The 13,817-nt window shown below is 71.6% G+C and carries 15 protein-coding genes; 8 read left to right on the top strand and 7 right to left on the bottom strand.

Annotation, left to right across the window (positions count from 1 at the left end):
* Nucleotides 1-181: 181 nt before the first annotated feature.
* The gene (locus ACFWJW_RS31965; protein WP_387247678.1) at nt 182-877 is read right to left on the bottom strand and encodes a PepSY domain-containing protein; all 696 of its coding nucleotides are present in this window, start codon (nt 875-877) and stop codon (nt 182-184) included.
* Between the two features lie 110 nt (nt 878-987).
* Here ACFWJW_RS31965 and ACFWJW_RS31960 point away from each other — a divergent pair, with 110 nt between their 5' ends.
* Both ACFWJW_RS31960 and ACFWJW_RS31955 read left to right on the top strand, forming a co-directional pair.
* On the top strand, nt 988-1,704 hold the full coding sequence (locus ACFWJW_RS31960) for a response regulator transcription factor (protein ID WP_387247676.1): 717 nt from the start codon (nt 988-990) through the stop codon (nt 1,702-1,704).
* 4 nt (nt 1,705-1,708) lie between these two features.
* Entirely contained in the window at nt 1,709-3,109 is a 1,401-nt protein-coding gene (locus ACFWJW_RS31955; RefSeq protein ID WP_387247682.1) for a sensor histidine kinase, read from the top strand.
* A gap of 59 nt (nt 3,110-3,168) precedes the next feature.
* Here the strand turns inward: ACFWJW_RS31955 and ACFWJW_RS31950 are convergent, their stop codons facing one another.
* From ACFWJW_RS31950 to ACFWJW_RS31935, 4 genes are all read right to left on the bottom strand, one after another.
* Nucleotides 3,169-3,645 (bottom strand): MarR family winged helix-turn-helix transcriptional regulator, encoded by a 477-nt coding sequence (locus ACFWJW_RS31950; RefSeq protein WP_042148837.1) that lies wholly within the window; start codon nt 3,643-3,645, stop codon nt 3,169-3,171.
* Between the two features lie 119 nt (nt 3,646-3,764).
* On the bottom strand, nt 3,765-4,538 hold the full coding sequence (locus ACFWJW_RS31945; RefSeq protein WP_387247674.1) for an AIM24 family protein: 774 nt from the start codon (nt 4,536-4,538) through the stop codon (nt 3,765-3,767).
* Nucleotides 4,535-5,185, bottom strand: coding sequence for an AIM24 family protein (locus ACFWJW_RS31940; RefSeq protein ID WP_387247672.1), 651 nt, complete (start codon nt 5,183-5,185; stop codon nt 4,535-4,537). Before ACFWJW_RS31940 ends, ACFWJW_RS31945 begins: the two co-directional genes overlap by 4 nt.
* Nucleotides 5,185-5,823 carry an AIM24 family protein gene (locus ACFWJW_RS31935; RefSeq protein ID WP_387247670.1) on the bottom strand — a complete coding sequence of 213 codons (639 nt, stop codon included), beginning with the start codon at nt 5,821-5,823 and terminating at the stop codon, nt 5,185-5,187. The genes ACFWJW_RS31940 and ACFWJW_RS31935 overlap by 1 nt, the downstream gene beginning before the upstream one ends.
* Before the next feature lie 249 nt (nt 5,824-6,072).
* On the opposite strand from ACFWJW_RS31935, the gene ACFWJW_RS31930 reads away from it, so the two are divergent.
* Together ACFWJW_RS31930 and ACFWJW_RS31925 are read left to right on the top strand one after the other, a co-directional pair.
* The gene (locus ACFWJW_RS31930; protein WP_386691561.1) at nt 6,073-6,423 is read left to right on the top strand and encodes a DUF3817 domain-containing protein; all 351 of its coding nucleotides are present in this window, start codon (nt 6,073-6,075) and stop codon (nt 6,421-6,423) included.
* Nucleotides 6,420-6,731 (top strand): MTH1187 family thiamine-binding protein, encoded by a 312-nt coding sequence (locus ACFWJW_RS31925; protein WP_387247668.1) that lies wholly within the window; start codon nt 6,420-6,422, stop codon nt 6,729-6,731. The genes ACFWJW_RS31930 and ACFWJW_RS31925 overlap by 4 nt, the downstream gene beginning before the upstream one ends.
* 56 nt (nt 6,732-6,787) lie before the next feature.
* On the opposite strand, the gene ACFWJW_RS31920 is transcribed toward ACFWJW_RS31925, so the two are convergent.
* Nucleotides 6,788-7,774 carry a DUF5937 family protein gene (locus ACFWJW_RS31920; RefSeq protein ID WP_387247666.1) on the bottom strand — a complete coding sequence of 329 codons (987 nt, stop codon included), beginning with the start codon at nt 7,772-7,774 and terminating at the stop codon, nt 6,788-6,790.
* A gap of 82 nt (nt 7,775-7,856) precedes the next feature.
* On the opposite strand from ACFWJW_RS31920, the gene ACFWJW_RS31915 reads away from it, so the two are divergent.
* The 4 genes from ACFWJW_RS31915 (at nt 7,857) to ACFWJW_RS31900 (ending at nt 12,096) form a co-directional block, all read left to right on the top strand.
* A complete protein-coding gene (locus ACFWJW_RS31915) occupies nt 7,857-9,281 on the top strand; it encodes an MFS transporter (RefSeq protein WP_387247664.1) in 1,425 nt (474 codons plus the stop codon).
* A 43-nt stretch (nt 9,282-9,324) separates the two neighbouring features.
* Nucleotides 9,325-9,834, top strand: coding sequence for a MarR family winged helix-turn-helix transcriptional regulator (locus ACFWJW_RS31910; RefSeq protein ID WP_387247662.1), 510 nt, complete (start codon nt 9,325-9,327; stop codon nt 9,832-9,834).
* 59 nt (nt 9,835-9,893) lie between these two features.
* Complete coding sequence (locus ACFWJW_RS31905) at nt 9,894-10,226, top strand: DUF3817 domain-containing protein (RefSeq protein WP_387247660.1); 333 nt, start codon at nt 9,894-9,896, stop codon at nt 10,224-10,226.
* Between the two features lie 169 nt (nt 10,227-10,395).
* Nucleotides 10,396-12,096, top strand: a complete 1,701-nt coding sequence (locus ACFWJW_RS31900) for a methylmalonyl-CoA mutase (RefSeq protein ID WP_387247659.1) — start codon at nt 10,396-10,398, stop codon at nt 12,094-12,096.
* A gap of 143 nt (nt 12,097-12,239) precedes the next feature.
* Here ACFWJW_RS31900 and ACFWJW_RS31895 read toward each other — a convergent pair whose 3' ends face one another.
* Nucleotides 12,240-13,742 carry a serine/threonine-protein kinase gene (locus tag ACFWJW_RS31895; protein WP_387247658.1) on the bottom strand — a complete coding sequence of 501 codons (1,503 nt, stop codon included), beginning with the start codon at nt 13,740-13,742 and terminating at the stop codon, nt 12,240-12,242.
* Between the last annotated feature and the right edge of the window lie 75 nt (nt 13,743-13,817).

Raw genomic sequence — 13,817 nt, 5'->3', positions numbered from 1 at the left:
CCTCCTCCCGGCCGGGGGCCCCCGCCACGGCCACCCCCGCCGCCCGCGCCGAGGACGGGGTACCGGGCGTCCCCTCCGACCCGCCACCCACCCGCCGTAGGCGAACGGCGAACGGCCACCGGCAACCCGCCGAAGGCCCCGCCCACGGCGAGGTGAGCGGGGCCTGATGGAGGGCGGGCGGTCAGTCGTCCGCGCCGTCGTTGTCGTTGTCGTCGTCGGACTGCGCCGGAGCGGCGTTCAGGTTGCCGGACTGCGGGTCGACCAACAGCTTGTGCTCCTTGCCGGCCTTGGTGATCGTCTCGACCTCCCAGACCGCCTTGCCGCGGTCGTCGTCGTCCAGGTCGACGGAGGTCACGGTGCCGTGCGAGGCGGCGGTACGGGCGGCCGACGCGGCGTCGGTGCGGGCCTGCTGGAGGGCGGCGCGCTCCTGGGCGTCGTCGTCCTCGTCGGTGTCGACGTGCTGGTTGAGCACCCGTCCGTTGCCGGCGTCGAGGGTGACCTCGTGCCACTTGCCGTCCTTGCCGAGCACGTCCGCCTCCCAGACCAGGCCGGCCCGGTCCGCGTCCAGGTCGAGGCCGGAGACGGTGCCGGGGACGGCCTTCAGGGCGGCGGCCGCGGCGTCCGGCGCGCTGACCTTGGTGGCGCGGGCCTCGCGGCGGTCCTCCTGGCCGTCGTCGTCCTGCATACGGATGCTGGAGCGGCCGTCCTGCACGTGGGCGGTGCCGGAGCCGGCGGGCGCCGTGTCGTGGGCGGCCGAGACCGGGGCGCCGGACCGGGCGCTGCCGGAGCCGTCGGCGCTGACCGCGACGGCGGTGACCGTGCCGCCGGCGACGAGGGCGGCCGCGGCGGCGGTGGCGATGATCAGTTGGCGCTTCATGTGTGTTCTCCCCTTGCGATCGGCTGTGCCCACACACTGGCCGAACCAAGCTGAAGGGGACCTGAAGGCGGCTGAAGGGGGCTTCAGGAAGGGAATGGCATGGTGAGCGCATGCACCCGCCCGTCACGCAGTACCGCCCGCCCGGCCCCGCCGCACACCGTCCGTACCGGCTCCTGATCGTGGAGGACGAGAAGCGGCTGGCCCTGTCCCTGGCCAAGGGACTGATGGCCGAGGGCTATGCGGTCGATGTGGTGCACGACGGTCTGGCCGGGCTCCACCAGGCGAGTGAGGAGAGCTACGACCTGGTCGTGCTCGACATCATGCTGCCGGGGATGAACGGCTACCGCGTCTGCGGGGCGCTGCGGGCGGCCGGCCACGAGGTGCCGATTCTGATGCTGACCGCCAAGGACGGCGAGTACGACGAGGCCGAGGGGCTGGACACCGGCGCCGACGACTATCTGACCAAGCCGTTCTCGTATGTGGTGCTGGTGGCACGGGTGAAGGCGCTGTTGCGGCGGCGCGGCCGGACCGCGCCGCCGGTGCTGCGGGTGGGGTCGCTGGCCATCGACCAGGGGGCCCGGCGGGTCGAGCGGGACGGCGCCGAGGTGGCGCTGACGACGAAGGAGTTCGCCGTGCTGGAGCAGCTGGCGGTGCGGGCGGGCGAGGTGGTCTCCAAGGCGGAGATCCTGGAGCACGTCTGGGACTTCGCCTATGAGGGCGATGTCAACATCATCGAGGTGTACGTGAGCGCCCTGCGGCGCAAGCTCGGCGCCGGCCACATCGTGACGGTGCGCGGCGCGGGATACCGGCTGGTGGCCGGTGGGTAGCGTGCTGGGCTCGGTACGGGCCAGGGCGGCGGCCGGGGCGACCGTGGTGGTGGCCCTGGCGCTGATCGCGGCGGGTGTGGCGGTGCTGCTGGTGCTGCGCGGCAATCTCCAGAACCAGGCGGGGCTGGAGGCGCAGGTCGCGGCGCGTGAGGTGGCCGCGAAGATCGCGACGGGGACCGCGTACGACAAGCTGGATCTGCCGGACGGCGATGAGCATCCGGTGGTGGTGGTCGCCGATGACGGGCGGGTGCGGGCGGTCGGTGAGGACGTTCGGGCCGTCGACGGGAAGCGGGTGGCCGCCGCGCAGGGTGCGGGGAGCGTCGCGCCGCCGGCGGAGGAGGACGAGGACGGCGAGGACGACGACCGTGCGCTGAAGCCGGGTGAGGTCGACGACGACGTCGAGTACCGGGACGGGACCGCGGAGGTCGACGGGACGGTGGCCGACTACCGGTTCGCGGTGGTCGAGGCCAAGGACACCCGCGGTGAGCAGGTGACGGTGCGCGCGGGGTCGGCGCTGGCGCCGGAGCAGGACGCCGTCGGGTCGGTGCGGGACGCCATGCTGATCGGGCTGCCGCTGCTGCTCGTGGTGGTGGCGGGGGTGACCTGGCTGGTGACCCGGCGGGCGCTGCGGCCGGTGGAGGGGATTCGCGGGGAGATGGCCGCGATCACGGCGAGTACGGATCTGAGCCGACGGGTGCCGGTGCCGTCGTCGAAGGACGAGATCGGGCGGCTGGCCCGGACGACCAACGAGACGCTGGCGGCGCTGGAGTCGGCCGTGGAGCGCCAGCGGCGGTTCGTCGCGGATGCCTCGCACGAGCTGCGCAGCCCGATCGCGAGCCTGCGGACGCAGCTGGAAGTGGGGGTGGCCCACCCGGAGTTGCTGGATGTGCCGGGTGCGGTGGAGGACACCGTACGGCTCCAGCGGCTGGCGGCGGATCTACTGCTGCTGGCCCGGCTGGACGCGGGGGAGCGGCCGGGCGGGGCCCGGGTGGATCTGGCGGCGATGGTGCGTGAGGAGAGTTCGCAGCGGGTCGGGGACCGGGTGCCGGTGCGGACCGGGGAGCTGGCGAGCGCGGAAGTGGCGGGGTCCCGTGGCCAGTTGGGCCGGGTGCTGGGGAATCTGCTGGACAACGCGCAGCGGCATGCCGTCGCGTCCGTGCGGGTGGCCGTGGTGCGCGAGGGGGAGTGGGCGGTGCTGCGGGTCGAGGACGACGGGCCCGGGGTGCCGGAGAGCGAGCGGGAGCGGATCTTCGAGCGGTTCGTCCGGCTCGATGACGCACGGGCCCGGGACGACGGCGGGGCCGGGCTGGGGCTGGCCATCGCGCGGGATGTCGCGGTGCGGCACGGGGGTTCGCTGGCCGTGCGCACGGGCTCGGTGTTCGAGCTGCGGCTGCCGGTGGCCTGACGCCCGGCGTGGCCCCGGCGGTGTGGCCCCGGCCCGGTCAGGGGGCCGAGGCCGGCCGGTCAGAGGCCGCCACGCTCCTTGCGGAGGTGTTCGGCCACCGGGGTGAGCGAGCTGCGCAGCGCCTGGAGGTCCTCGGAGGTGAAGAGGTCGATGAAGTGCTTGCGGACCGAGGCGACATGGTGCGGGGCGACCCGGCGCATGGTGTCCCAGCCTTCGTCCGTGAGGACGGCGTAGAGGCCACGGCGGTCCGACTCGCAACTCTCCCGGCGCACCAGACCGGCGTTCTCCATCCGGGTGATCTGGTGGGAGAGACGGCTCTTGGACTGGAGTGTGCTGGCTGCCAGGTCGCTCATCCGGAGGCGCCGGTCCTCGGCCTCGGAGAGGTTGACCAGGATCTCGTAGTCGTTGTTCGTCAGGCCGAACGGTTGCAGATCGCGCTCGAGTTGGTGCATCAGCAGCCTGCTGACATCGAGGTGGGTGCGCCAGGCACACTGCTCCTGGTCGGTCAGCCAGGGGGTGTCGCTGTCGGTCGTCATGGAGTGAATTCTACCCGTAAAAGTTGAATATCGAATTAATCATGCCGGGGGTGGCACCTCGCCCGGCCGGGGGCCGGTTGTTGGTCAGACGTTCGAGGTCACCGTCCGCAGAGTACCGCTCACAGCCCGAAGCGGCGCTGGAGGCTCCCGAGGTTGCCGGGGAGCTGGGGCAGTTGTGAGCCACTTTGCGGGACGTGTCCGCCCCCGCCCGGAACGCCCGCTTCGGTCGGCACCGCGCCGGTCGCCAGTTCCGGCATCAGCTGCTCCGTCGACTGGAGCAGGACCGTGCCGGCCCCGACGAACTCGAATTGGTGCTCCTCTCCGGACGCCCCGCCGATACCGGTGTGCGCCCGCAGTCCGCCCAGGAATCCTTGCAGGTACTGGTGGTCGTAGTGGTGGCACGGGGACGGGCAGTCCGCCCAGCCGACGAGCGCCTGCGGGTCCACCCGGATCGGCGGCTCCATGAAGACCACCGGGCCGTTGGACGCGGCCACGAACTTGCCCGTGCCGATGAGGGTGAGGAAGCCCGGGATGATCGACTGCTTCAGCGACAGAGATGGCTGAAATGCGAGCAAGTTGCCCGAGCGAATCGTCAGGTTGCCGTCCTCCAGGTCGAAGGAGTTCACATCGAAGGCACGGTCCGCGAGCAGCATCTTTCCCCGGCCCTCGGCGACGACCCAGTCCGCGGCGTGCAGTGGCGAATGAAAACTTCCGGCGACCAGGCGGTCCAGGCGGCCGTGTCCGATGCCCTGGAAGTCGATCTGCCCGTAGTAGGCGATCATCTTCCCCTTCTGGAGGAACCACTGGCCGTCCAGCTCGACGCTGAAGGCGTACGCATGGACGTTGTCGTCGGCGGGGAGCGAATGGACGTCGTGGACGACGGGACCGGTCACAGCTTTTCCTCCGACGCCTGTACGTAGACGGTGCCCTGGCCCGACAGCTCCAGCTGGAAGGCTTCGCCCGAGCCGCGGCCGACCATGTCGCGCCAGCCGAGCGCCGTGGACAGTTTGTTGCGGACGTCGCCGCGGTGGGCGACATATGCCTGCGGGTCGACATGGACCGGGCGCTGGGGCGTGATCGGGAGTTCGATCACCCCGCCGTGCGCCATCACCGCGGCCGAGCCGACGCCCTGGAGGGTCGTGGTGAACAGGCCCTGGCCGGTGACCTGGCCGCGCACCATGCCCATCACCCCGCCCTGCGCGCCCATGAACATCGTGCCCTGCTGGAGCGCGCCGTCGAAGGCCAGCAGCCGGTCGGCCTCGACGTAGAGCGTCTCGCCCGTGAGGTCGACGACGTGCACATGATGGCCGCCGTGGCCGAACATCACCGTGCCGGTGCCCTCCACGGTCATCAGCGGGGTGGCCTCGCCGGCGATCCGGCGGCCGATCATCGAGCCGATGCCGCCCTGGCCGCCCTGGATGTTCGGGGTGAAGGAGACCTCGCCGCGGTAGGCGAGCATCGCGCCGCGCTGGCTGAACATCCGCTGGCCCGGACCGATCCTGGCCTCCACCATGCGGGAGTTGAGCGCCGTGAACGGCATCAGACCTCACCGCCCACGGTGTCGCGCTCGCTGGGCTGGACGTACACCAGGCCCTCCCCCTCGAAGCGGATCTGGAACGCCTCGCCGGAGCCCTCACCGATGAAGGTGCGGAAGTTCACCCCGGACTGGAGGTGCTGTTTGAGGTCGCCGGTGTGCGCGACATAGGCGCCGGGGTCGACCTGGAGGGGGTACTGCTTGGTGACCCGCAGCACCACCGCGGGGCCGTGGGAGGTGATCGCCGCCTGGCCGCTGCCCTCGACGGTGGTGGTGAACAGGCCGTTGCCCTGGGAGGCGCCGCGCAGGCCGGTGAAGGTCGTGCCCGTACGGAGCGCGGCGTCCGTGCACAGCAGATTGCCGGCCTCCACGAACAGCTTCTCGCCCTGCAACCGCACCAGGTTGATCTCGCTCGCGCGGTCGGCGAAGTAGCAGGTGCCGTGGCCCTTCACCTCCATCACGGCCATCTGCTCACCCGTGAGCCGCCGGGTGACCATGCCGCGCAGGCCCTCGCCGCCACCGGACATCTTCTTGAACGCCATCTGGCCGTCGTACGCGACCATCGCACCGTTTTTCGCCTTGACGGCGTCGCCGGTCATGTCGACGGCGAGCACCTTGCTCCCCTGGAGCCGAAACTGAGCCACGGATCAGACCGTAGTCGGCCGGAGCCGCGCGGGGCAGGTCCTTTGTCCCTGATATCGCCCTGAATCTCGTGCCGCGTGCCGGTCTGCCGGCCCTTGCCTCCCCCGGGCGCGGTGATCGCCGAGGCGGCTGTAACAATGGGCCAAAGTTTGTGAACTCTTGCACAAGCACGCCCGCCCGTCGCCCGACCTCCACCCCCGGAAGACGGCGCTGCGCGCCGATCGCCCATCTGCCACCCGAACGAGGTTCCCGTGGACATCAAGACCGCCGCCGCCCTGCACCGACTGCGCCTGGCCTCCATTCCCGAGGCCATCTCCTTCCCGGCGCTGCTGATCTTCGGCACCGGCTTCCGTCTGGCCTTCGACTACGACTCGCTGGTGATGCCGCTCGGCATGATCCACGGCCTGCTCTTCATCACCTACGTGGTGCTGCTGCTGGACGTGTGGAACCGCACCAAGTGGCCGGTCAAGCGCGTCGCCTTCTTCTTCGTGCTGGCGATCCTGCCGTTCGGCGGCCTCTTCGGGGACCGGATCCTCAAGCGCGAGGAGGAGGCCGGCGTGATCGCGGCCCGGGCCCGTAAGGAAGGGGTCGTGAACGCATGATCGTCGCCTTCTCCGTCAGCCCGGTGGGCGTCGGCGAGGACGTCGGTGAGTATGTCGCCGACGCGGTCCGGGTCGTCCGGGAGTCCGGGCTGCCGAACCGTACGGACGCCATGTTCACCTCCATCGAGGGGGAGTGGGACGAGGTCATGGACGTCGTCAAGCGCGCGGTCGCGGCCGTCGAGGCCCGCTCCGGGCGGGTCTCGCTGGTGCTGAAGGCGGACATCCGGCACGGCGTCACCGACGGACTGACCTCGAAGGTCGAGACCGTGGAGCGGTATCTCGGCGACGGTGAAACCCCCCGGACCTGAGCGGTTCCGGACGCCACTGAGTGCCCCGGCGGGGGGCCCGAGTGCCCCGGCGGGCGTCAGCCGCCCGCCGCCAGGGTGATCCCCAGGGGGGTGCGCTCGTAGAACACCTGGTGTCCGTGCCGGTGCGAGACCAGCAGACCGGCGTCGCGCAGCACGGACAGCTGCTCCGATACGGAGGACGGCGCCAGGCCGAGGCGGTGGGCCAGGGCCGTCGTGGTCGACGGGGTGTCGAGCGCGGCCAGTACGGCGGCGCGGTTCGCCCCCAGCAGCCGGGCCAGCGCCGGGCCCGTCTCCGGTTCGGTCCACAGTCCGCCGATCCCGCGCGCCGGGTAGATCACGGTGGGCTGCCACGGCGGGTCGAACCCGCTGACCACGTCCGGCCAGACGAAGACGCTGGGCAGCAGCAGCACCCCGCGGCCGTCCAGATCCTGCATCAGGGCGAAGTCGGCGCGGGTGCGGACCGTCAGGGTGTCGCCCGACCAGGACAGCCGCGGATGCAGATCGGCGAACAGCCGCTGGAGCCCGCCGCCCGCCAACTGCCGCGACCGGTAGGCGATCTCGGCCTCCAGCAGCGCCCGCAGCCGCGGCCAGTCCGGTGCGAGCAGTGCCCGCCAGGCCCGTTCGGTGACATCGGCCAGCTCCTGGACGGCCCGGGCCGGATCGGCCAGCGCCGCCCGGCCGCGCGCCGACTCCGCGGCCGCCGGGATGCTCGCCAGCGATTTGGCCATCTCGGCCCGGGCCAGCGCCGGGTCGGTGGCCCGCAGCCGCGCCAGCTCCTCGTCGAAGCCCGCCATCGGGGTGTCCGGCGGGCGGCCCAGGAAGTCGGGCGTGTAGCCCGGGGGGACCGACGGCATGAAGAGCCACAGCGGCGTCAGGTCCAGCCCGGCCAGCGTCTCGCGCATCCGGCGCAGCCACGGCGCGTGATAGCCGTGCCGGTCGGCGCGGCGCAGGGTCCGTACGGCCTCATGGGTCTCGCACAGCGGGGAGACGGCGAACCGGATGCGGAGCAGGTCATCGGCGCCGAAATGCAGGTTCACCGGCACGGCCGCACGCTCCCCCCGGACGCAGGATTCGGCTGGAGCCGAAAGAATACGGGGCGGCACCGGGCTCCGGCAGGCTGCCGACATGCCCTCGCCTTCCGGGCCCGCGCCGTCGGGCCGCCTTCCCGCCTGCCCCGATGGGGGCGTCGCCGACGCCGGGCCGGCCACCGGTGCGGCCCGCCCGGACGGCTATCGCGCCGTCTTCGCCGTCCCCGAGTTCCGGTACGTCTTCGCCGCGCATCTGCTGTCCTCGCTCGGCGTGGTCGTCTGTGAGATCGCGCTGTCCGTCCTCGTCTTCCGGCTCACCGCGTCGCCGCTGCTCAGCGCGCTGACCTTCGCGCTGGGGCTGCTGCCGTACGTGGTCGGCGGGACGCTGCTGTCGGCGGTCGCCGACCGGTATCCGGCCCGGCGGGTGCTGGTCGGCTGCGATCTGCTGTGCGCACTGGCGGCGGCGGGGATGGTGGCGCCGGGCACCCCGGTCGGGGTGCTGCTGGTGCTGCGCTGTGTGCTCGCGGCCATCGCGCCGGTGTTCGCCGGGACCCGGGCCGCGACCCTGGGGGAGATCCTGGGCGAGGGGGAGCTGTTCGTCCTGGGGCGCTCGGTGATCCGCATCGTGAACCAGAGCGCACAGCTCGCCGGGTTCGCCGTGGGGGGCCTGCTGCTCACCGTGGTGTCCCCGGCGGCGGTGCTCGCGCTCACCGCCGGTGCGTTCCTCGGGTCGGCGCTGCTGCTGCGGCTGGGGACCCGGGCGCGCCCGGCGCGGGACGGGGCCCGGGGCGCGGCACGCGGGGCGCTGCTGGCGGCCTCGCTGGGCGGGGCCCGGCGGCTGCTGGCCGACCGCCGGGTGCGGGCGCTGCTGCTGCTGACGTGGCTGCCGCCGGCCTTCGTCGTGATCCCCGAGGCGCTGCTGGTCCCCTACGCCGGCCTGCTCGGCACCGGGCCGGCCGGTATGGGGCTGCTGATGTGCAGCATGCCCATTGGTGCGGTGCTCGCCGAGAGCCTGGTGGGCGCGTTCCTCGGGCCGCGGGTCCGCACCCGGCTGACCTTCCCCATGGGCGTCTTCGCGGTGCTGCCCTCGCTCGGCTTCGCCGCACGGCCCTCGCTCGGCTGGGCGGTGCTGCTGCTCGCGCTGACCGGCACCGGGATCTCCTACAACTTCGGGGTGGACCGCTGGTTCGTCGCCGCGGTCCCCGAGGAGCTCCTGGGCCGGGCGATGACCGTGATGCAGGCGGGTCGGATGACGCTGATGGGCCTGGCGATGGGACTGGCCGGGGCCGCCGCGGAGTACGCGCCGCTGCGGGTGGTGATGCCGGCCGCGGGGGTGCTGGGGGCGGTCTGCGTACTGGCGGTGATCTTCGAGGTGCGGCGTACGGCGCCGGGGCCGGACGGGACATCCGCCGGGCCGGAGGGGAAGTCCCACGGGCCGGACCGGACGTTCCCTGGGCCGGACCGACCGTCCCCCGGCCCGGTGCGCGGACCGGCCGCACCGGTGGCCAAGACCGAAAAATGAGACGCGGCTGACCACCATATGGCCGCCCGGTAGGGTCGGACGCGTGCCGAAGCCGCTCAGCCTTGCTTTCGATCCCATCGCGCGCGCCGATGAACTGTGGCAGCAGCGATGGGGCGCCGTGCCCTCGATGGCCGCGATCACCTCGATCATGCGCGCCCATCAGATCCTGCTGGCCGAGGTGGACGCGGTGGTCAAACCGTACGGGCTGACCTTCGCCCGTTATGAGGCGCTGGTGCTGCTGACCTTCTCCAAGGCCGGCGAGCTGCCGATGTCGAAGATCGGCGAGCGGCTGATGGTGCACCCCACCTCGGTGACCAACACCGTCGACCGGCTGGTGAAGTCCGGGCTCGTCGCCAAGCGGCCGAACCCCAACGACGGGCGGGGCACGCTCGCCAGCATCACGGAGAAGGGCCGCGAGGTGTGTGACGCGGCGACCCGCGACCTGATGGCGATGGACTTCGGGCTCGGGGCCTATGACGCCGAGGAGTGTGCGGAGATCTTCGCGCTGCTGCGGCCGCTGCGGGTGGCGGCGGCGGACTTCAAGGACGAATAGGGCGGCGTCCGGAGGGGGGCGGCGAAGATCGCCCCGGAACGGCTGGTTACCCTCGGGGCATGAAGCGAAGCGTCCTGACCCGCTACCGGGCGATGGCCTACGTCACCGCGGTGATGCTGCTGGTGCTCTGTACCTGCATGGTTTTCAAGTACGGCTTCGGGATGGGCAAGGACCTGACCCTCGTCGTCTCCCAGATCCACGGCGTGCTCTACATCATCTACCTGGTCTTCGCCTTCGACCTGGGCTCCAAGGCCAAGTGGAAGTTCGGCAAGCTGCTGTGGGTGCTGATCTCGGGCACCATCCCCACCGCGGCGTTCTTCGTGGAGCGCCAGGTGGTGCGGGAGGTCGAGCCGCTGATCGCCGGTGACGCTCCGGAGCCGGTGAAGGTCTGACGGCCGCCCGGCCGCCCCGGGAATCCCTGCGGAACGCGCCTGTCCCTCTGAGGGGCGGGCGCTTTTGCGTTGTCCACGCCCTTACGGAGAGTGAGTATCGCCACGCATAGGGCGACTCAGGAGCCCCTCCCGTCGACAACTACTAGGACGTCCTAGTAAATTCAGAGGTATGGACGCTGACGCGATCGATGAGGGCCGCCGCCGCTGGCAGGCCCGGTACGACTCCGCCCGTAAGCGGGACGCTGACTTCAGCACGCTTTCGGGTGATCCTGTCGAGCCGGCGTACGGGCCCCGGCCCGGGGACTCGGTCGAGGGGTTCGAGCGGATCGGGTGGCCGGGCGAGTTCCCCTTCACGCGAGGGCTGTATCCGACCGGCTACCGGGGGCGGACGTGGACGATCCGCCAGTTCGCGGGCTTCGGCAACGCCGAGCAGACCAACGAGCGCTACAAGATGATCCTCAAGGCGGGCGGCGGCGGCCTCTCCGTGGCCTTCGACATGCCGACGCTCATGGGCCGCGACTCCGACGACCCGCGCTCGCTGGGCGAGGTCGGGCACTGCGGCGTCGCCATCGACTCGGCCGCCGACATGGAGGTGCTGTTCCGGGACATCCCGCTCGGTGATGTCACGACCTCCATGACGATCAGCGGTCCCGCCGTCCCGGTCTTCTGCATGTATCTGGTGGCCGCCGAGCGGCAGGGGATCGACCCGGGTGTCCTGAACGGCACGCTCCAGACGGACATCTTCAAGGAGTACATCGCGCAGAAGGAGTGGCTCTTCCAGCCGGAGCCCCATCTGCGGCTGATCGGCGACCTGATGGAGCACTGCGCCCGCGGCATCCCGGCGTACAAGCCGCTCTCGGTCTCCGGCTACCACATCCGCGAGGCGGGCGCGACGGCCGCGCAGGAGCTGGCGTACACCCTCGCCGACGGCTTCGGCTATGTGGAACTGGGCCTCTCCCGCGGGCTGGACGTCAACACCTTCGCCCCCGGCCTGTCCTTCTTCTTCGACGCGCATCTGGACTTCTTCGAGGAGATCGCCAAGTTCCGCGCCGCGCGCCGTATCTGGGCCCGCTGGATGCGTGATGTGTACGGCGCCACGAGCGAGAAGGCGCAGTGGCTGCGCTTCCACACCCAGACCGCCGGTGTCTCGCTGACCGCCCAGCAGCCGTACAACAACGTCGTCCGCACCGCCGTCGAGGCCCTGGCGGCCGTGCTCGGCGGCACGAACTCGCTGCACACCAACGCGCTGGACGAGACCCTGGCGCTGCCGAGCGAGCAGGCCGCGGAGATCGCGCTGCGCACCCAGCAGGTGCTGATGGAGGAGACCGGCGTCGCCAATGTCGCGGACCCGCTGGGCGGCTCGTGGTTCATCGAGTCGCTCACCGACCGGATCGAGGCGGACGCCGAGAAGATCTTCGACCAGATCAAGGAGCGCGGCCGGCGCGCGGTGCCGAACGGCGAGCACCCGATCGGCCCGATGACCTCCGGCATCCTGCGCGGCATCGAGGACGGCTGGTTCACCGGCGAGATCGCCGAGTCCGCCTTCCAGTACCAGCAGGCGCTGGAGAAGGGCGACAAGAAGGTCGTCGGCGTCAACTGCCACCACGGCTCGGTCACCGGCGACCTGGAGATCCTGCGGGTCAGCCACGAGGTCGAGCGGGAGCAGGTGCGGGTGCTCGCGGACCGTAAGGCGGCGCGGGACGACGCCAGGGTGCGGGCCGCGCTCAAGACGATGCTGGACGCCGCACGGGCCGGCGGCAACATGATCGAGCCGATGCTGGAGGCCGTACGGGCCGAGGCGACGCTCGGCGAGATCTGCGGCGCGCTGCGCGACGAGTGGGGCGTGTATACGGAGCCAGCCGGATTCTGAGGCCAGGCCAGGCCAGGAAACCAGGAGGCCAGTAGGGACGTCCCCTCCCCCAGGGGCGCGGGGCGGCAGGCATGGGCCTGCTGCCCCCTACCGCTGCCGGGCCACGGCGCGCCGCCCGGCTCACCGGTGGCCGTACGGCGCCGTCAGCCCGCGGCGGGAAGCGACTGGTAGCGGCTGCCCGCGAAACGCCGCAGTGCGGTATCGAGGCCGTCCAGGCGGGTACTCGTCTCGTTCTTCGCGGGGGAGACGATCGTGCACTTCAGCACACCCGTCCCGGCGTGGAGCGGGGAGGGGACCCGGGTGTCCGTTCCTTCTTCGAGGGCCGCCGTCAGGGCGATGCTGCGACTGTTCCGCTTTCCGGTGAGCGTGACGGAGGAGATGTCCCGCCAGGGCACCGTGACCGTGTGCGGGCCGTGCCGCACATAGAGCCCGTCCGCTCCGACCCGCAGCGTCCTGGGGCCGAGGAGTGGCAACGAAACCTTCACCCCGTAGAGCAGATGCAGCAGCATGACGAAGAGCGTCAACACGAACGCGGCCTCTGGCCCCTGGATCATCGCTCCGCCCAAGAGCAGGAAGCCGGCGATCGTCAACGCCGAAACGGCCGGCCATCGCATGCGGCGCCAGACCGCCGCGAGGCCCCATTTCTCCACGGTGAACGCGGGGAGGGCGGCCGGTGGTTCAGCAACCGGCCGATGCCCGCGCGGTGCCGCCTCGGGCTGCTCGGCCGTGACGGTCGAGCTCGCAGGCTGCGGTCCGGTGGCCGCCAGGGCATCCGCGTCGGAAACGGTCTCCGCCACGGGCCTCGGCGCGATGCGCGGGTCGGGGACCGTCGCCCGCGGTACGCCCGCGAGGCGTGCGAGGAGCGCGTCGGCGGTGGGACGGCCCTCCGGAGACTTGTGCAGACAGTCCTGCACCAGCCCCCGCAGCCCGTCCGGCACGGCGCTGAGATCGGGTGCCTCGTACACCACCCGGAACAACAGCGCGTGGGAGGACCCGTCACCGAAGGGCCCTGCGCCAGTGACCGCGTAGACGAGCAGGGAGCCGAGCGAGAAGACATCCGAGGGCGGGCCCACCGGCTGCCCCAGTGCCTGCTCCGGCGACATGAAGCCAGGGGTGCCCAGGACGGTCCCGGCCTTGGTCAGATCGGTACCGCCGGTGGTCTCCAGGGCCTTGGAGATGCCGAAGTCGATGACCCTCGGACCGTCGTCGACGAGCAGGACGTTGGAGGGCTTGAGGTCGCGGTGGACCAGGCCGCCTCGGTGGAACGAGGCGAGGGCCTCGGCCAGTCCCGTGCCGAGCCTGCGCACCTCGGACTCGTCCAACGGGCCCTGCTGGATGACGTACTCGTCGAGCGAGGGGCCTTCGACGTACTGGCTCGCGATCCACGGCATGGTGGCGTCCGGGTCCGCGTCGACGACCGGCGCGGTCCAGAAGCCGCCCGCCCGCATCGCGAGCTTGGCCTCGCGCCGGAACCTGTCGCGAAAACCGGGCGTGGCCGCCAGATCCTCCCGTACGACCTTCACGGCAACCCGCCGTCCCGTCACGGATTCTCCGACGAACACCCGGCCCATCCCGCCCGAGCCCAGACGTCCCAGCAGCTGATACGGCCCGGCGGCCCGTGGGTCCGCAGCTTCCAACGGCTCCATCAAGCTCCCCATCCACCAAACCCGGATTTTCCGAGGTCTCACCCTAGGCGGTGTCTACCCGATCACCGCGTCGTG

The organism is Streptomyces sp. NPDC127097 (genome assembly GCF_042724075.1).
Lineage (GTDB): Bacteria > Actinomycetota > Actinomycetes > Streptomycetales > Streptomycetaceae > Streptomyces.
Note: the sequence above shows the minus strand (reverse complement) of the source record. Positions and strands in the feature narration are given on the sequence as shown.